Origin of the sequence: Polaribacter butkevichii (assembly GCF_038024105.1) — a bacterium.
Classification (GTDB): Bacteria; Bacteroidota; Bacteroidia; order Flavobacteriales; family Flavobacteriaceae; genus Polaribacter; species Polaribacter butkevichii.
In genome coordinates, this window is sequence record NZ_CP150661.1 from 1,278,208 (window position 1) to 1,294,545 (window position 16,338).

The window sequence follows — 16,338 nt, forward strand, 5'->3', positions numbered from 1 at the left end:
ATGAAAAAACCTGTTTATATTTTAGGTATTGAATCTTCTTGTGACGATACGAGTGCTTCTGTAATTTGTAACAACAAAGTGCAAAGTAATGTTGTTGCCAACCAAGTAATACATTCTAAATATGGCGGAGTTGTGCCAGAATTAGCTTCTAGAGCGCATCAACAAAACATTGTGCCAGTAGTACAACAAGCCATAGAACAAGCAGGTATTACTAAAGAAAATTTGTCTGCAATTGCATTTACTAGAGGTCCTGGTTTAATGGGGTCTTTGTTAGTAGGCACTTCTTTTGCAAAGTCTCTTGCTTTAGGTTTACAAATTCCTTTAATTGATGTAAACCATATGCAAGCACACATATTATCGCACTTTATTGAAGATGATGGCAAAAAAATGCCTCCTTTTCCTTTTATATGCTTAACAATTAGTGGTGGACATACGCAAATTGTTAAGGTTACCAATCATTTTGAAATGGAAGTTTTAGGTGAAACCATAGATGATGCGGTTGGTGAAGCTTTTGATAAATCTGCAAAAATTTTAGGCTTAAAATATCCTGGAGGCCCTTTAATAGACAAACACGCAAAATTAGGAAACCCAAAAGCTTTTCAATTTACAAAACCTAAAGTAGGCGATTTAGATTTTAGTTTTAGTGGATTAAAAACCGGAATTTTATACTTTATTCAGAAACAAGTAAGAATAAATCCTAATTTTATTGAAGAAAACCTCAATGACATTTGTGCCTCTATACAATATACTATTGTAGAAATTTTAATGGATAAATTAAAAAATGCGGTTAAACAAACAGGTATTAAACACATAGCTATTGCTGGTGGGGTTTCTGCAAATTCAGAAATTAGAGCTCGTTTACAATTAGCAGAGAAACATTTTGGATGGACTACTTACATCCCTAAATTTGAATACACAACAGATAATGCAGCAATGATTGCTATAACAGGGTATTTAAAATACTTAAACAACGATTATTCTGATGTTTCCGTAACCGCAAAGGCTCGTTTAAAAGTATCAGAAAACGCATAATTAACTCATAGAATTCACTCCTTGAAAACATTTAAAAACAGGCTTTTATTCAATATTTACTATTTTCTTTTATGGATTGGATACTTTGCATTTGCGCGTTTCTTTTTCCTGCTTTTTTATTTTGATAACACCAAGGATTTAGGATTTTTAACTACATTAAATACTTTTATTTACGGTTTACGATTAGATAGCTCTTTTGCTGCTTATTTATGTTTCATTCCGTTTTTAGCAATCCTTTTTTCTGTTTTTATCAACCCTAAAAAAATAGGAGTTATTATAAAATGGTACTCGGCAACTCTTATTATTATTTTAAGTTTATTATTAATTATTGATGCCAGTTTATACCAATCTTGGGGCACTCGCTTAGACACTTCTTTCTTAAAGTATTTAAATACTCCTGAAATTATGATTGCTTCTGCATCTACATTTCAAAAAATTACAGGCACTTTTTTTTGGGTAATTATTTCTTTTCTTTTTATTAAAATTTTTAATAAAGTAATTACTAATAAAATAAATAACGTTCAACAAGGTTTCTGGCTACAATCTGTTATTTTTTTATTGATAACTGCCGCCCTAATTATACCTGTTAGAGGTGGTTTACAAACCATACCTGTTAACCAAAGTAACGTTTATTTTTCTAAAAAAATGTTTGCTAACCATGCAGCCATTAATTATGGATGGAACTTTTTTAACGCACTCACTCATAAGTCTATTACTAAAAATGTATATAAATATTTTGATGAAGAAGTTGCAAAAAACATCATCAATAAAAGACAAAACAAACTGTTAACAGCAAATACAGATAGTATTTTAAACACTACTAACCCCAATGTTATTTTAATTGTTTGGGAAAGTTTAACCGCAAAAGTTGTTGGCTGTTTAGGTGGCGAGCCTAACGTAACAGAAAACCTCAACAAACTTTCTAAAGAAGGAATTCTATTCACAAATTTTTACGCAAATGGAGATAGAACAGATAAAGGAATTCCTGCTATTTTAAGCGGTTATTACCCACAACCGACTCAGAGCATTATGAAAATGCCAAATAAAACAAGAAGCTTACCCATGTTACCTAAAAAAATGATTGATTTAGGTTACAAAACTTCCTTTTATTACGGTGGAGATTTAAACTTTGGTAACATGAATACCTATTTACGAAATGCAGGAATTACCAATTTTGTGGATGGAAATGATTTTGACAAAAAAGACTGGAATTCTAAATGGGGCGCTCATGATCATGTTTTTATGAATCGTTTTGCTAAAGATTTAGAAAACAAACAGAGCCAACCTTTTTTTAAAATTGCCTTAACACTTACCAGTCATGAGCCTTACGAGTTCCCTGACACCTATAAATTCGGCAAAGATACAGAAGAAAATAAATTTAGAAGTGCACATGCTTACACTGATAAAACCATTGGTAATTTTATAAAATTTGCAAAACAACAACCTTGGTACAAAAACACTTTAATTATTATTGTTGCAGATCATGGGCATCGTACTCCTAAACATGAAGGAGCTTTTAATTCGCCTAAAAAATTTAAAATACCAATGCTATGGCTAGGTGGAGCTTTACACCAAAAAGGAATTAAAATTGATAATATTGCCAGTCAAATAGACATTTCTTACACATTACTAGATTTATTAAAAGGAGATAATTCTGATTTTAAATTCAGTAAAAACATCTTTAATACCTCTAACAAACAATACGCGCATTATATATTTAACAAAGGGTTTGGTACATTAACCAAAAATGGTCTTTATTTATTTGATTATGTAAGTAAAAAACCAATTTTAGAAGAAGGTACAGCCGCTACCGTATTAGATTCCTTAGGAAAAGCAATTTCGCAAGATGCTTTTCAAGATTTTATGGACCGTAAATAGTTTTTATATTTATAAAAAAGAGAGACTTAACTATTGAATTGATTACTTAAAACCTCCTCTACAACTACTACAAAACAGTTTTAACCTTATCTACAAAACCAGCAATTGTATACGGTTTAGAAATTACACCAGAAAAACCTAAAGCCAAATACCTTTCTAAATCCTCATTAGAGGTATTGGCTGTTAAAGCCATAAAAGGAGTCTCTAAGTTCATTTTTACAGAGGGCAACTTCCTCATCAACTCCTCACCTGTCATATTAGGCATATTAATATCTAATAAAACAACATCAAAGGTTTCCTTTTCTATTTTAGCTAGCGCTTCTAAACCATCATTTACAAGGGTTAAATTAGATTTTTCCTTTCCTAAAATATGCGCAACTATAGTTTGATTCATAATATCATCATCAGCTACTAAAATATTTTTACCTTTTAGAGATTTATCTTTCTGCTGTAAAGTTTCTTCTATTTCTTTTGATATTTTAGTGGTTTTAGAAAAAGGAATTTCAACAAAAAAAGAAGTACCAACATTCAATTCACTTTTAACAGAAATTTTTCCATTCATGGCAACTATTAAACGGTTAACAATTGCCAAACCTAAACCAGCACCTCCATGAACTCTATTATCATCTAATTCATTCTGTTCGTATTCTTCAAATATTTTTAAGCATTGCGCTTCAGACATTCCTCTTCCAGAATCTGTAACTTCAAAAAGAAGGTTAACCACTTTTGCAGATTCAAATGCCACTTTTACACTTGTTATTACGCGCCCAATACTCGTAAATTTTATAGCATTACTTATTAAGTTTACTAGTATTTGTTGTATTCTAACAGCATCTCCTAACACAAATTTAGGAAGCTTGCTAGAAGTAATAAAAATCAATTCTACCGCTGTATTTGTATGTAGTTGTTCAAAATCATTTTTACAATTCTGAATTATTTTTTGAATACAAACTTCTTCTGAAGCTAACCTTAATTTACCAGCTTCAATACGAGATAAATCTAAAATATCTTCAACAATAACTTTTAAGTTATTACCCGCAGACGATAAACTCTTAATATATGCCGCTACTTTTTGATTTAAGTTTTCTGAAGAAATCATTGCTGCATAACCAAGAATTGAGTTTAAAGGATTTCTAATTTCATGACTCATCATTGCTAAAAATCGAGATTTCTCTTCATTAGCTTTATCAGCAATTTTTCGCAATGCATCTAACTCTATGTTTTTTTCTGCAAGTTCTCTTTTTATAAAGAAAATATCATTTCTATTCTGATTTAATTCACTTACATATTTATATACATTTGTTCTATTATGTATTAAAATAGCTATTGAATCATCGGCCTTAAAAAGTTCTAAATCTATATTGTATTCTATTGTATCTGAGTTTAAAATCATCCCTTCTAAAAGAAAGGGTTCTTTTAAAGGCAAGGCTTCTAAAGTACCTTCTAAAAACGGACAAGCATCATAGATAGATTCTTGAATTACAAATTCTTTTCTTGTAAATTTTCCTGCAATAATGTTTGTAATAACTCCTGAATAATCAGTAGTTAATTGTAAAAAAACATCTTCTATTTTTGCAGGTATCAATAAAAATTATTTTAAAGTTAAACTGGTTAATTTCATAAAAGCATCTTCTACATTTTCATCTTCTTTTGCACTTGTAATTAAATCGATATCTACAGAAACCTTCTGTATTACATTTTCTAATTCTTCATTAGAAAGTAAATCTTTTTTATTACCAACAATAGTTATGTTGTTTAAACCAGATAGGTCTTTAACCATCTTTAAATTCTCATCAATCGATAGGTAAGTTTCTTCTCTGCTTACATCAAACACAAACATGGCTGCATGAGAACCTAAAAAATAGGCTTTCGGTATTTTTTCATTACCATTGGTACCAGCAACATCCCAAATCATTAATTTAATGGTTTCATTTTGATATTCTACTACTTTTTTACTTACTCTTACGCCAATAGTACTAATGTAATCCTCAGAAAACTCATTTAAAACAAACCTTCTAATTAATGAAGTTTTACCAACACCAAAATTACCAACTAGTAGTACTTTTTTTGCTTTCATAAATTATGATTGATTTTTTACTCTTTAATTAATTCGTTAAATATTAATTGATTTAAGCGCTCCTCATCTGCTAAATAAGAACGATCTCTTAAAATAATCTCTGTAAAATTATTGATATTATCAGATAGTTCATCTGTATGTTCTTGTGTTAAAACACCAGAGGTAGCAATTGCAATATAAATGGTTTTAAAGTTTTTAATAGAAAGTTGAAATGTTTCAAATTTTATATTTTCTAAATCCTGACCTTCTTTAGAAAATGCATCTTCGGCAAAAGATTTAATTGCCGTTAACATACCAGAAATCATATCTTTATCTGCAATATTACCTCTAGAATAGCTACCAGAAAGTAACCCAGAGTCTTTTTCAATTACAAAAACTTCTTCGATAACAAATTCAAAAACCTCTTCTAAAACAATACCAGCATCATTTCTTTTTCCTTTAAAGAATCGTTTAAGCATTTCTTTAATAGAGAATTTTTCTTTTACTGTTCTATTAATACTGTCAGATAACTTTGTAATTTCTGCAACAATAAATTTCTTAACCATTTTACCCATAATTGGGTACAAGGCTTCTACAACTTCGTCTTGAGAGTCTCTAATTTGAACTTTTATTGTTTCTGTAATTGTATCACCAAAGTCTCTTGAAAAATTTTTACGTAAATCTAAAATTTTCTCATCTACAAGAGGAGCAACTCTTTTAGACAACTTTTCTCTTAGAATAATTTCTTCACTTAAAGAATCAAACTTTTCTCTATCTTCGGCTAATAAAAGGTCTCTGAGCAACTCAAAACGATTGTCTTTATTGTTATCTGCAGGTGTATTTTTCATTTATTCTTGCAACATCAATGCAATTTTCTCTAAAGCTTTACCTAGTTTTTTTCTGTCTGCTTTTTCATCATCTAAATCTGCCAATCTCTTATCTAAATCGTCATTTAAGTCCTGAAACTTGTGTTCCATTAAACTTTCTAAATCGGCTAATTTATTTTCTAGGTTTGTAACAGACTCAGAAATATTTTTATCAGTTTGTTCTTTAAGTGTTTTAATTTTGTCATAAACATCAGCAAACTCGCTGCTGTATTGTTGCATGTTTTCACCAAAAATTAAATCTCTTACAGCTGCAATTCTATCATCAATTTTATGATTTTCAACTACAGGCTGTTTATTTTCTGAATTTTTTTCCATTTATACTAAAGGTTGATTACTAAAAAGAGTTATTTTATTCTTTATAATTTTTTAAAAAGAAGCACTCCTAACAAATATACGTTAAAAAACAGTTTATAAAAATCTAAACGCTTATTTTTAGGCCATCGTAAGCTAAAAAAACGTTATTTGGTAGTATTTTAGAAACAGCTTCATGAAAACCTAACTTATGACTTATATGAGTTAAATATGCTTTTTGGGGTTTTAATTCTGCTATAAAATCTAATGCTTCTTGTAAATTAAAATGAGTTGGATGCTCTTCTATTCTTAACGCATTTACTACTAAAACATCTAAGTTTTGCAGTTTTAATTTTTCTTCATCAGAAACAGATTTTACATCTGTTAAATATCCAAAATCACCAAATCTATATGCAGTTATTGGTAAATTTCCGTGTAAAACTTTTATAGGGGTTACTTTTAATTCATCAACATAAAAACTAGATGAATCTACTATATTTGGCAGCACACTTGGCGCACCCGGATACCTATTTTCTGTGCTAAAAATGTATTCGAACCTTTTTTCTAAACTATGCAGCGTTCTTTCATTTAAATAAATAGGCATCTCACCTATTTGATAACAAAAAGCTCTTAAATCATCTAAACCACCTATATGATCTGCATGTTCATGTGTAAAAAAGACTCCATTTAAAGACTGTACATTTTCTCTTAGCATCTGTTGCCTAAAATCTAAGCCACAATCTACGGTATAAGAAACAGCATCCCAAGATATTAAAATAGAAGAACGCAATCGCCTATCTTTCAAGTCCTTAGATAAACAAACAGGGTCGTTATTTGCTATCATAGGAATTCCCTGCGAAGTACCTGTTCCTAAAAAGGTAATATTCAGTTGTTTCTTGGTAAAGTTCATTAGAACAAAAATAACATAAAAATTGACTCATAGCAGTCTATTTTACTACATTTGTTTCAACCTAAAAATAGCATTATATGGCAATTTCTTTAAAAGGAGATCAAGAAATTAGTAGTGTTCCTACTATAAAAAGCAAAGCACTACGAATTAATTTAAATAGAGATATTTACGGAACTTTTGCCGAAATTGGCGCAGGACAAGAAACTGCTCGTAACTTTTTTAGATCTGGCGCTGCTTCTGGAACAATAGCTAAAGCGATGAGTGCTTACGATAAAGATTTTTCTGATGCAATTTATGGCATGGAACAAGACAATCGTTATGTAACACAGCCACGTTTAAAAAAAATGTTAGGTCACGAAATCGATTTAATGGAAGATCGTTTAAGCAGACAAAAACATCCTGATAAATTATTTTTTAGTTATGCCAATACAGTAACTACCATAGATTTTGCAAAACAATTTAAAGGCCATGGTTGGGTTGGTATTCGTTTTCAATTAGACCCTTTAGAAGGTTATAATGAAATTGTTTTACACTTGCGTTTTAAAGAAACGGACGCACGTTTACAACAAGAAACTTTAGGTATTTTAGGAGTAAATTTAATTTATGGTGCTTTTTATTTAAATGACAACCCTAAAGATTTAGTAAAATCTTTTTATGATAACTTAAGTAATGACCAGTTAGAAATTGATATGATTAATTTCTCTGGGCCACGTTTTATGTATGTAGACAACCGTTTAATGAGTTTACAGCTACTTAAAAACGGTATGACCAATGCGGTTATGTTTGGCCCTGACGGAAACAACTTATTACCTGCACAGGTATTGTACAAAAAAAACATATTAGCCTTACGTGGTAGCTTTAGACCTGTTACCAAGGTAAATATGGACATGTATGAAAAATCTAAAAAACTATTTTTAGCCGAAAATAAAGTTGAAGAAAGTAAAACGCAAGTTATTTTCGAAATTACATTAAGTAACCTTTCTGCAGAAGGTAAAATTAATGAAAGAGACTTTTTAGATAGAGCAGAATTACTGTGTTCTTTAGGACAAAATGTAATGATTACTAGTTTTCAACAATACTTTAAGTTAGTAGAATATTTTAGTGAATTTACAAAAGAAAGAATGGGATTAACCATGGGAGTGCAAAATCTAATTCAAATTTTTGATGAAAAATACTACAGAAATTTAAGCGGAGGAATCTTAGAAGCTTTTGGTAAATTATTTTATAGAGATTTAAAAGTATACATGTACCCATACCATGATGCAGCTACCGGAGACTATATAGATAGCGAAAACTTAAAAGTGCATCCTAGAATGAAAGAATTGTACAAATTCTTTAAACACAATGGTAAACTTGTTAATATTGATGATTTTGACAAAAATATTTTAGATATTTTTTCTCGTACCGTTTTAAAAATGATCTTAAACGGAGAACAAGGTTGGGAAGAAATGTTACCAGAAGGTATTGCAGATACTATTAAACAAAAAAGACTATTTGGGTACTCTAGATCTAGAGTAAAAAAATAAATATTAAACCTTTGTAACCTTTTAAAGTCTAAACATTAGAAACTACTTAATTGACAGATGAAACTCTTTTAATAGAACAGTTAAAAAACGTTAAGACTAAAGAAAAAGCGTTTAGAAAACTAATTACGCTCTATAAAGAACGTTTGTATTGGCACATACGTAAAATTGTGATATCTCATGATGATGCAGATGATGTTTTACAAAATACTTTTATTAAAATTTTTAAAAATATCGATAAATTTAACCAAGAAAGCAAACTATTTTCTTGGATGTATAGAATTGCCACCAATGAGTCGATTACTTTTATCAATAAAAGAGCAAAAAATAGAAATGTAGATATTACTGATTATCAACAAGAATTAGCCTCTACATTAGCGGATGATGATTTTTTTACAGGCGATGAAATTCAAGTTATTTTACAAAAAGCAGTAGCTACTTTACCACAAAAACAGCAACTTGTTTTTAACATGAAATATTTTGATGAAATGAAATATGAAGAAATTTCTGAAATTCTAGAAACCTCAATAGGTGCCTTAAAAGCCTCTTATTTTCATGCAGTTAAGAAAATTGAACTCTATATTAAAAAGGAAACAAATTAAACCTTTTTACAAATAAAAGGTCTAAAAAGTATCATGGAAGACAAAAACAAAAATAGCGAACAATATTTAAACTCAATACTAGGAAAAAAAACTGGTTTTTCTGTTCCTAAAGATTATTTTGCAAACATTGAAGAAACATTAGAAACAAAATTGGCTGAACAAGCTTTAACAAAAGAGCAAGGATTTACAATACCAGACAATTATTTTAAAGAACTAGAAAACGAAATATTAGCTAAAGTTACAATACCAAAAAAAGAAGCAAAAGTTATATCTTTTAAAGAACGAGTTTTTAAAATAATTCCTTTTGCAGCAGCTGCCTCTGTAATTTTATTTATTGGATTAAATTCTTTTGTTTTTAATCAGAATAAAGAAATTACAATAGACTCTCTTTCTGATGATGATATTGAATATTGGTTAGATTCTAACACAATTAATACCACAGATATTGCGAATGTATTAGAAAATGAGGTTTTAGAAGAAACCGATTTTTATTTTTCATCCTTAGAAGATGAAAATATAGAAGATTATATAAACTCCATAGATAACACTTCATTTTTAAATGAAATAAACTAAAATTAAGAATATGAAAAAATTAATCACTATTATATGCTTTACCCTTTTTTATAGTCTTACTTTATCTGCACAAGAAAATAAAGATAGTAGAGAAAAAATTAAAGCCCTTAAAGTATCGTACATTACAGAGCAATTAAATTTAACACCAGAAGAAGCTGAAAAATTTTGGCCTATTTACAACGCCTATTCTAAAAAGCAATACGCTTTAAGAAATAAACTTAAATCTGAAATAAAAAATTCGATTAAAAATGATATAAATGCTGTTTCAGAAAAAGAAGCAGAAAGATTAATCGTGTTAAAATTAACAACAGATAAAAAGTTTTACGAATCTCAAAAGAGTTTTATAGAAAACATAAAAAAAGTAATTTCTTACAAAAAAATAATTCAATTACAATTAGCAGAAATGGAATTTGGTAGGAAGTTAATGCGAAAATACAAGCATAGAAAATAAAATTCTAATAGGTAAAACAAAAAAAGGAAGCTAATCGCTTCCTTTTTTTGTCTTTACTCTATTAATGCTAAGCAAGAATATAATTCTGGTTTATTAGAGGTAAACTGCTTTAACCAAATTGTTAACTCATCTCTCTCATAAGGTAACAATCGACTTAACGCTTTTTCTACTTCTTTACAAAACAAATCTGAATTAAAACTCACCTTTTTTAGTACCGTTTTAGTGTACTCAAACATTGCTCTAGCCATTTTTAAGAATTAAATTATACAATAATAACGTTTACTATATCGTTTTAGTATGTTTTATCAAATTTAACAAAAAAACCATCATTTTTATCAAATGATGGTCTTAAATTTTGCTTAAAAATTTGTTAAGATTATAAAGCGTTAATCTTTTCTACCAAACCTTTTGCTTTTACCTCTAATTCTTCATTAATAGATTTAAAGTGTGCTTTTTTGTTTTCTACCTTGTTATTGTTAACTTTAGATACTAAAGCATCAAAAGTTTCGATAGCTTCATCTATAATTGCTTCACCTTTTTCTGGTGCATTTTTTAAGATTGAAACATCTAATGCATATTCGATAACATCACCTAAAACGTAATTGATATCTTTTTTTAAGTTTTTTATACTTGCCATAACTTATTATAAATTTTAATTTTGCAAAGTTAGGTGTTTTTATCTAATTGCCTTTGATATTCTTCAAAAAATAAACCAATGTGATAACCATCTACCAATGCATGATTTACAGAAATTGCCACAGGCATCATAATTTTTGTGTTTTCTTTAAAAATTTTACCAAATGCTAACTTGGGTATACTTTCGTTTTTTTGTCCAGAATTGGGCTCTTTATGCCCTGTAAATGAAACCCAAGGTAGTGCAGAACAATAAATACAATCATCAGAATTTATAGGCGGAAACAAATCTGTAGAATTTAAAATTCGTTCTTTTTCGTTTAAAAAATTCTGATTAAAGGTTTTAAAGTCTTCAGAAAAGTTTATAAATGAAAATCCGAAAGTATTATCTGCTCTTGCAATTGTAGCCGAAGCATGCAAAACATCACTAATAGCAACTTTATTGTCTTTAACAATTCTATATTTAAAATTTTCTACCTTATTTAATGCCTTTAAACAGTCATGTAAATACATCGCAAAAAAAGATTCCTTTTGTAATTTAGATTTATTAAAAACGTTGGTAACCTCTACATTTGCTGTGATTCCAAAATAAGGATCTTCTAATTTACTAAAGTGTTCAAAATGTTGTTTCCTATTCCAGTTATCTATATCTAAATAATTCATAACAAATCAATTATACCTTTAATATTTGCAACTGTTTTATAATCAACTTCTAATTTTTCTTCATCACTCACCTCTTCATGCATCCAAGTGGTATGAAAAGGAACATGAATGGCAGAAGCACCTAATTCTATTAAAGGTAAAACATCTGATTTTAAAGAATTACCAATCATTAAAAATTCTGATGGAGATACATCTAAATGATGTATCAGTTTTTTATAATCTTTCTTTTTTTTATCACTCATCACCTCTATATGATGAAAGTATTTTAACAAATTAGATTTCTCTAGTTTTCTTTCTTGATCTAGTAAATCTCCTTTAGTAGCCACAATTAATTTATATTTACCTTGTAAAGACTGCAACACCTCTTCTACTCCGTCTAACAATTCTATAGGTTTTTCTATCATTTCTTTACCTATTTCTAAAATTGCCGCTATCGTTTTTTGTTTTACTTGATAATTAGACAATTCTAAAGCACATTCTACCATAGATAAAACAAAACCTTTAACTCCGTAACCATAAAGTTTTAAGTTTTTAATTTCTTTTTTAAAAAGTTCTTGATCTATTTTATTTTCGGTTTCGTACTTTGCTAATAGTTTTGCAAACTGATGCTCTGCATCTCTAAAATAAGTTTCATTTACCCATAAAGTATCATCTGCATCAAAAGCAATTACCTTTATGTTTTTACTTATTTTAGTCATAATTTATAGTTTTAAAAATTGAATTGCTTTTTCTAAATCTTCTGGTGTATCTATACCAACAGCTTCTACATCTGTTTCTACCATTTTAATTTTCTTACCAATTTCTTGATATCTAATGGCCTCTATTTTTTCTGCCGCTTCTAAGGGCGTCATCGGAGTATTGTAAAAATCTATTAATGCTTGTTTTCTAAACGCATAGACTCCTTTGTGTTTGTAGTATTTTACTGCTACATCTTTATCTCTATGATAAGGAATTACACTTCTAGAAAAGTAAATAGCTAAATTATCTACATCGGTAATTACCTTAACATTATTAGGGTTTTCTATATCTTCTTTATTGGTAATTTGTACTTTTAAAGAAGCTAAATCAATTTCTTTTTTATCATCTTTTTTAAAGACATCAATTAATTTAGAAAGAGAAATTGCATCTATAAAAGGTTCATCTCCTTGTACATTAATAACAATATCTGCTTCTATATTTTCTACAGCTTCTGCAATTCTATCAGAACCACACTCGTGTTCTTTGGTACTTTTAATTGCTTTTCCTCCGGCTTTTTCTATCGTTTTAAAAATAATATCAGAATCTGTTACAATATAAACATCATCAAACAAATTGGTATGTAAAGCCGCTTCATACGTTCTTAAAATAACAGGTTTACCCCCTAAATCTTTCATTAACTTTCCTGGAAAACGAGATGCACTATAGCGTGCAGGAATCATGGCAATTATTTTCATAAAATATTTTTAATGAGGCGCTTGTAAAAGTAATTACTCTCCTGCATAACGCACAAAATTTCTTCGTGTTTCGTATAAAGTTACTTCTATTTCTAAATGTGCTGGTATATGAGGACGTAATTTATTGTAAATAACAATTGAAATGTTTTCTGCAGTTGGATTTAAGTTTTTAAATTCTGCAACTTCAATATTTAAGTTTTTATGATCAAACGGATCTTCTACTTCTTTTTTTATCAACTCTCTTAACAAACCTAAATCATATACAAAACCTGTTACAGGGTCTATTTCTCCAAACAAAGCCACTATCATTTCATAATTATGACCATGATAATTAGGGTTGCTGCATTTACCAAATACTTCTGCATTTTTGGCATCAGACCAAGCCGCATTAAACAACCTATGTGCTGCGTTAAAATGGGCTCTTCTGTAAACTTTTACTTTAGGCATTTGTTAATTTTTCGAAAGATTTGTCAAAGATAATTTTAAACCACTCTGTATATTCTTGCGGATTCTTTTCAATGTCTTTTTGCACATCTACTAAAGTCATCCATTTATAAGCCTCTACTTCTTCTTTATTTATGTTTGGCGCATCATCATAATACCCAATCATTACATGGTCTAATTCGTGTTCTGTTAAACCATTATCAAAAGGCGCTTTGTAAATAAACGAAAAAACTTCCTTAATTTCGGTAACAAATCCCATTTCTTCTTCAAGCCTTCTTTTACCTGCCTCTAAATTAGTTTCTCCATCTCTTTGATGAGAACAACAAGTATTGGTCCATAATAAAGGCGAATGGTATTTACTTGCTGCTCTTTGCTGCAACATTAATTCTCCTTTTTTATTAAATACAAATACAGAAAAAGCTCTATGTAAAACAGCTTTTTCATGTGCTTCCATTTTTGGCATCAATCCTATCGGATTGTCTTTTTCATCAACTAAAACTACTTGTTCTTCCATAATTGCAAAAATAAGAAAATCAAAGAGTAATAAATCATAAAATATTTACAAAACCCATAAGTCTTTTCTATTCTTTTATTATGATAACATATATTTGTAAGAATTAACAACCAATTGCCTGCATGAAAATTTTATTTAAACTCTTTTTAGTACTCTCAATCATCGCTTTTTATCAATGCAAAGACGAAAAAAAAACGGTAGAAAAAAAGACTTTATCGTTAAAGAAAAAGAAAGTAAAAAAAGAAATAGTTAAAGCTTGGGATAGTTTAAACAGCCATAATACAGAAGCTTTTTTAACCGAGTTTGGCAAACAAAACCCAGAAACAAAGGTGTTAATTAAAACCGATTTTGGTAACATAAAAATTCGTTTATACGAAGATGTACCCATACACAGAGCTAATTTTATATTCTTAACTAAAATAAAATATTTTAATACAACAGTTTTTTATAGAATTGCTAAAAACTTTGTAATTCAAGGTGGTAATTCTGATGAAATGTACACCCAACGAGAACGAAGAAAATACGGAAATTACTTATTAAAGCCCGAATTTAAAAGTAATAGAAAACATAAATACGGCGCAGTGGCTGCTGCCAGAGAATGGGATCATAATCCTAATAAATTATCGAGTCCTTTTGAATTTTATATTGTTCAGAAAAAAAGTGGCGCGCATCATTTAGATAACGAACATACAGTTTTTGGTGAAGTAATTTCTGGTTTTTCTACCATGGAAAAAATCTCTAAAGTAAGGGTGGGTGTTGATGAATGGCCTATTGATGATGTAAAAATGACCATCGAAATTTTAGATTGATATTTCTCTTAGTAAAACCTATCTTTGCACCTCAAATTTTGTAGATGACTTTTTTAGAAGAAATAGCACGTAGAAGAACTTTTGGTATTATATCGCATCCAGATGCTGGTAAAACCACATTAACAGAGAAATTATTACTTTTTGGAGGAGCAATTCAAGAAGCAGGTGCTGTAAAAAATAATAAGATTAAAAAGGGAGCAACTTCCGATTTTATGGAGATTGAACGTCAGCGTGGTATCTCTGTAGCTACTTCCGTATTGGCATTCATCTACCAAGATAAAAAAATAAACATTTTAGATACGCCTGGTCACAAAGATTTTGCTGAAGACACGTTTAGAACCTTAACCGCTGTAGATAGTGTTATTGTGGTTATTGATGTTGCAAAAGGTGTAGAACCTCAAACCGAAAAATTGGTTGAAGTTTGTAGAATGAGAAGTATTCCTATGTTGGTTTTTATCAACAAGTTGGATAGAGAGGGAAAAGATGCCTTTGATTTATTAGACGAAGTAGAACAAAAATTAGGTTTAACCGTTACACCTATGAGTTTCCCAATTGGAATGGGATACGACTTTAAAGGAATTTATAATATTTGGGAAAAGAAATTAAATCTTTTTTCTGGTGATAATAAAACCTCTATTTCTGAAGGAATTGAGTTTGATGATTTATCGAACCCTGAATTAGATAAAATTGTTGGAGAAAAAGCCGCCGACACACTACGTGAAGAAATAGAATTGATTAGTGAAGTATATCCAGAATTTAACCGAAACGATTATTTAGAAGGAAATTTACAACCTGTATTTTTTGGTTCTGCTTTAAATAATTTTGGAGTAAAAGAATTGTTAGATGCATTTATAGAAATTGCACCTTCGCCTCAACCTAAAAAGGCAGAAGAGCGTTTAGTGGATTCTAAAGAGCAAAAAATGACAGGATTTGTGTTTAAAATTCATGCAAACATGGATCCAAAACACAGAGATCGTTTGGCTTTTATTAAAATAGTATCGGGTACTTTTAAAAGAAATGCACCTTATTTACATGTTAGAAACGGTAAAAAAGTAAAATTTTCTAGTCCGAATGCTTTTTTTGCTGAAAAGAAAGAAATTGTAGAAGAATCTTTTCCGGGTGATATTGTAGGGATACATGATACCGGAAACTTTAAAATTGGAGATACATTAACCGAAGGTGAAGAATTGAATTTTAAAGGAATTCCTAGTTTTTCTCCAGAGCATTTCCGTTACGTAAATAATGCAGACCCTATGAAATCTAAACAATTATTTAAAGGTTTAGACCAATTAATGGATGAAGGTGTTGCCCAATTATTTACATTAGACATGAATGGTCGTAAAGTTATTGGTACTGTTGGTGCCTTACAATATGAGGTTATTCAATATAGATTAGAGCATGAATATGGCGCAAAATGTTCTTACGAAAACTTAAGTGTTCACAAAGCGTGTTGGGTAGAGCCTGAAGATATTAAAAACGAAGAATTTAAAGAATTTAAACGTGTTAAACAACGTTATTTAGCTAAAGATAAACAAGGTCAGTTAGTATTTTTAGCAGATTCTGAGTTTACCATACAAATGACTCAAAGCAAATATCCTACAGTGAAATTGCATTTTACGAGTGAATTTAAAAATTAAAG

20 protein-coding genes are annotated in these 16,338 nt (G+C 29.5%); 8 read left to right on the forward strand and 12 right to left on the reverse strand.

Features of this window, described 5'->3' with window-relative positions; translation table 11 throughout:
• The gene (gene tsaD, locus WG951_RS05235; RefSeq protein WP_105049137.1) at positions 1 to 1,032 is read left to right on the forward strand and encodes a tRNA (adenosine(37)-N6)-threonylcarbamoyltransferase complex transferase subunit TsaD; all 1,032 of its coding nucleotides are present in this window, start codon (positions 1 to 3) and stop codon (positions 1,030 to 1,032) included.
• 21 nt (positions 1,033 to 1,053) lie between these two features.
• Positions 1,054 to 2,910: an LTA synthase family protein gene (locus WG951_RS05240; protein WP_245893511.1), complete on the forward strand. Its 1,857-nt coding sequence runs from the start codon at positions 1,054 to 1,056 to the stop codon at positions 2,908 to 2,910.
• A 67-nt stretch (positions 2,911 to 2,977) separates the two neighbouring features.
• Here WG951_RS05240 and WG951_RS05245 read toward each other — a convergent pair whose 3' ends face one another.
• The 5 genes from WG951_RS05245 to WG951_RS05265 all read right to left on the reverse strand — a co-directional run bounded on the left by WG951_RS05245 (position 2,978) and on the right by WG951_RS05265 (position 7,054).
• Positions 2,978 to 4,495, reverse strand: a complete 1,518-nt coding sequence (locus WG951_RS05245; RefSeq protein WP_105049138.1) for an ATP-binding response regulator — start codon at positions 4,493 to 4,495, stop codon at positions 2,978 to 2,980.
• A gap of 6 nt (positions 4,496 to 4,501) precedes the next feature.
• Positions 4,502 to 4,987, reverse strand: coding sequence for a Rab family GTPase (locus WG951_RS05250; RefSeq protein ID WP_105049139.1), 486 nt, complete (start codon positions 4,985 to 4,987; stop codon positions 4,502 to 4,504).
• 17 nt (positions 4,988 to 5,004) lie between these two features.
• Positions 5,005 to 5,814, reverse strand: a complete 810-nt coding sequence (locus WG951_RS05255) for a cell envelope biogenesis protein OmpA (protein WP_105049140.1) — start codon at positions 5,812 to 5,814, stop codon at positions 5,005 to 5,007.
• The gene (locus WG951_RS05260) at positions 5,815 to 6,168 is read right to left on the reverse strand and encodes a hypothetical protein (protein WP_105049141.1); all 354 of its coding nucleotides are present in this window, start codon (positions 6,166 to 6,168) and stop codon (positions 5,815 to 5,817) included.
• Between the two features lie 103 nt (positions 6,169 to 6,271).
• Complete coding sequence (locus WG951_RS05265) at positions 6,272 to 7,054, reverse strand: MBL fold metallo-hydrolase (protein WP_105049142.1); 783 nt, start codon at positions 7,052 to 7,054, stop codon at positions 6,272 to 6,274.
• A gap of 77 nt (positions 7,055 to 7,131) precedes the next feature.
• Here WG951_RS05265 and WG951_RS05270 point away from each other — a divergent pair, with 77 nt between their 5' ends.
• Genes WG951_RS05270 through WG951_RS05285 form a run of 4 tightly spaced genes read left to right on the forward strand, consistent with a single transcriptional unit; the run spans position 7,132 to position 10,203 of the window.
• The gene (locus tag WG951_RS05270; protein WP_105049143.1) at positions 7,132 to 8,580 is read left to right on the forward strand and encodes a nicotinate-nucleotide adenylyltransferase; all 1,449 of its coding nucleotides are present in this window, start codon (positions 7,132 to 7,134) and stop codon (positions 8,578 to 8,580) included.
• A gap of 50 nt (positions 8,581 to 8,630) precedes the next feature.
• Positions 8,631 to 9,179: an RNA polymerase sigma factor gene (locus WG951_RS05275; RefSeq protein ID WP_105049144.1), complete on the forward strand. Its 549-nt coding sequence runs from the start codon at positions 8,631 to 8,633 to the stop codon at positions 9,177 to 9,179.
• Positions 9,180 to 9,212: 33 nt separating this feature from the next.
• Positions 9,213 to 9,752: a hypothetical protein gene (locus tag WG951_RS05280; protein ID WP_105049145.1), complete on the forward strand. Its 540-nt coding sequence runs from the start codon at positions 9,213 to 9,215 to the stop codon at positions 9,750 to 9,752.
• A 10-nt stretch (positions 9,753 to 9,762) separates the two neighbouring features.
• Positions 9,763 to 10,203 carry a sensor of ECF-type sigma factor gene (locus tag WG951_RS05285; RefSeq protein ID WP_105049146.1) on the forward strand — a complete coding sequence of 147 codons (441 nt, stop codon included), beginning with the start codon at positions 9,763 to 9,765 and terminating at the stop codon, positions 10,201 to 10,203.
• A gap of 53 nt (positions 10,204 to 10,256) precedes the next feature.
• Here the strand turns inward: WG951_RS05285 and WG951_RS05290 are convergent, their stop codons facing one another.
• The 7 genes from WG951_RS05290 to idi all read right to left on the reverse strand — a co-directional run bounded on the left by WG951_RS05290 (position 10,257) and on the right by idi (position 13,890).
• Positions 10,257 to 10,451 carry a hypothetical protein gene (locus WG951_RS05290; protein ID WP_105049147.1) on the reverse strand — a complete coding sequence of 65 codons (195 nt, stop codon included), beginning with the start codon at positions 10,449 to 10,451 and terminating at the stop codon, positions 10,257 to 10,259.
• 128 nt (positions 10,452 to 10,579) lie between these two features.
• Positions 10,580 to 10,840: a hypothetical protein gene (locus tag WG951_RS05295; RefSeq protein WP_105049148.1), complete on the reverse strand. Its 261-nt coding sequence runs from the start codon at positions 10,838 to 10,840 to the stop codon at positions 10,580 to 10,582.
• Between the two features lie 29 nt (positions 10,841 to 10,869).
• The gene (locus tag WG951_RS05300; RefSeq protein WP_105049149.1) at positions 10,870 to 11,499 is read right to left on the reverse strand and encodes a chloramphenicol acetyltransferase; all 630 of its coding nucleotides are present in this window, start codon (positions 11,497 to 11,499) and stop codon (positions 10,870 to 10,872) included.
• Positions 11,496 to 12,197: an HAD family hydrolase gene (locus WG951_RS05305; RefSeq protein WP_170062897.1), complete on the reverse strand. Its 702-nt coding sequence runs from the start codon at positions 12,195 to 12,197 to the stop codon at positions 11,496 to 11,498. The genes WG951_RS05300 and WG951_RS05305 overlap by 4 nt, the downstream gene beginning before the upstream one ends.
• Before the next feature lie 3 nt (positions 12,198 to 12,200).
• Positions 12,201 to 12,932, reverse strand: coding sequence for a 3-deoxy-manno-octulosonate cytidylyltransferase (kdsB, locus tag WG951_RS05310; protein ID WP_105049150.1), 732 nt, complete (start codon positions 12,930 to 12,932; stop codon positions 12,201 to 12,203).
• 33 nt (positions 12,933 to 12,965) lie between these two features.
• On the reverse strand, positions 12,966 to 13,379 hold the full coding sequence (locus WG951_RS05315) for a 6-pyruvoyl trahydropterin synthase family protein (RefSeq protein ID WP_105049151.1): 414 nt from the start codon (positions 13,377 to 13,379) through the stop codon (positions 12,966 to 12,968).
• Positions 13,372 to 13,890: an isopentenyl-diphosphate Delta-isomerase gene (gene idi, locus WG951_RS05320; RefSeq protein WP_105049152.1), complete on the reverse strand. Its 519-nt coding sequence runs from the start codon at positions 13,888 to 13,890 to the stop codon at positions 13,372 to 13,374. The genes WG951_RS05315 and idi overlap by 8 nt, the downstream gene beginning before the upstream one ends.
• A 122-nt stretch (positions 13,891 to 14,012) precedes the next feature.
• Here idi and WG951_RS05325 point away from each other — a divergent pair, with 122 nt between their 5' ends.
• Positions 14,013 to 14,699 carry a peptidylprolyl isomerase gene (locus WG951_RS05325; RefSeq protein ID WP_105049153.1) on the forward strand — a complete coding sequence of 229 codons (687 nt, stop codon included), beginning with the start codon at positions 14,013 to 14,015 and terminating at the stop codon, positions 14,697 to 14,699.
• Between the two features lie 44 nt (positions 14,700 to 14,743).
• Positions 14,744 to 16,336: a peptide chain release factor 3 gene (locus WG951_RS05330; RefSeq protein WP_105049154.1), complete on the forward strand. Its 1,593-nt coding sequence runs from the start codon at positions 14,744 to 14,746 to the stop codon at positions 16,334 to 16,336.
• Positions 16,337 to 16,338 lie beyond the last annotated feature (2 nt).

Excerpts from the sequence above, each read along its gene's own strand:
- tsaD (WP_105049137.1), top strand. The coding sequence starts at position 1 with ATGAAAAAACCTGTTTATATTTTAGGTATTGAATCTTCTTGTGACGAT.
- WG951_RS05250 (WP_105049139.1), bottom strand. The coding sequence starts at position 4,987 with ATGAAAGCAAAAAAAGTACTACTAGTTGGTAATTTTGGTGTTGGTAAA.
- WG951_RS05255 (WP_105049140.1), bottom strand. The coding sequence starts at position 5,814 with ATGAAAAATACACCTGCAGATAACAATAAAGACAATCGTTTTGAGTTG.
- WG951_RS05260 (WP_105049141.1), bottom strand. The coding sequence starts at position 6,168 with ATGGAAAAAAATTCAGAAAATAAACAGCCTGTAGTTGAAAATCATAAA.
- WG951_RS05265 (WP_105049142.1), bottom strand. The coding sequence starts at position 7,054 with ATGAACTTTACCAAGAAACAACTGAATATTACCTTTTTAGGAACAGGT.
- WG951_RS05270 (WP_105049143.1), top strand. The coding sequence starts at position 7,132 with ATGGCAATTTCTTTAAAAGGAGATCAAGAAATTAGTAGTGTTCCTACT.
- WG951_RS05280 (WP_105049145.1), top strand. The coding sequence starts at position 9,213 with ATGGAAGACAAAAACAAAAATAGCGAACAATATTTAAACTCAATACTA.
- WG951_RS05285 (WP_105049146.1), top strand. The coding sequence starts at position 9,763 with ATGAAAAAATTAATCACTATTATATGCTTTACCCTTTTTTATAGTCTT.
- WG951_RS05290 (WP_105049147.1), bottom strand. The coding sequence starts at position 10,451 with ATGGCTAGAGCAATGTTTGAGTACACTAAAACGGTACTAAAAAAGGTG.
- WG951_RS05295 (WP_105049148.1), bottom strand. The coding sequence starts at position 10,840 with ATGGCAAGTATAAAAAACTTAAAAAAAGATATCAATTACGTTTTAGGT.
- WG951_RS05300 (WP_105049149.1), bottom strand. The coding sequence starts at position 11,499 with ATGAATTATTTAGATATAGATAACTGGAATAGGAAACAACATTTTGAA.
- WG951_RS05305 (WP_170062897.1), bottom strand. The coding sequence starts at position 12,197 with ATGACTAAAATAAGTAAAAACATAAAGGTAATTGCTTTTGATGCAGAT.
- kdsB (WP_105049150.1), bottom strand. The coding sequence starts at position 12,932 with ATGAAAATAATTGCCATGATTCCTGCACGCTATAGTGCATCTCGTTTT.
- WG951_RS05315 (WP_105049151.1), bottom strand. The coding sequence starts at position 13,379 with ATGCCTAAAGTAAAAGTTTACAGAAGAGCCCATTTTAACGCAGCACAT.
- idi (WP_105049152.1), bottom strand. The coding sequence starts at position 13,890 with ATGGAAGAACAAGTAGTTTTAGTTGATGAAAAAGACAATCCGATAGGA.
- WG951_RS05325 (WP_105049153.1), top strand. The coding sequence starts at position 14,013 with ATGAAAATTTTATTTAAACTCTTTTTAGTACTCTCAATCATCGCTTTT.
- WG951_RS05330 (WP_105049154.1), top strand. The coding sequence starts at position 14,744 with ATGACTTTTTTAGAAGAAATAGCACGTAGAAGAACTTTTGGTATTATA.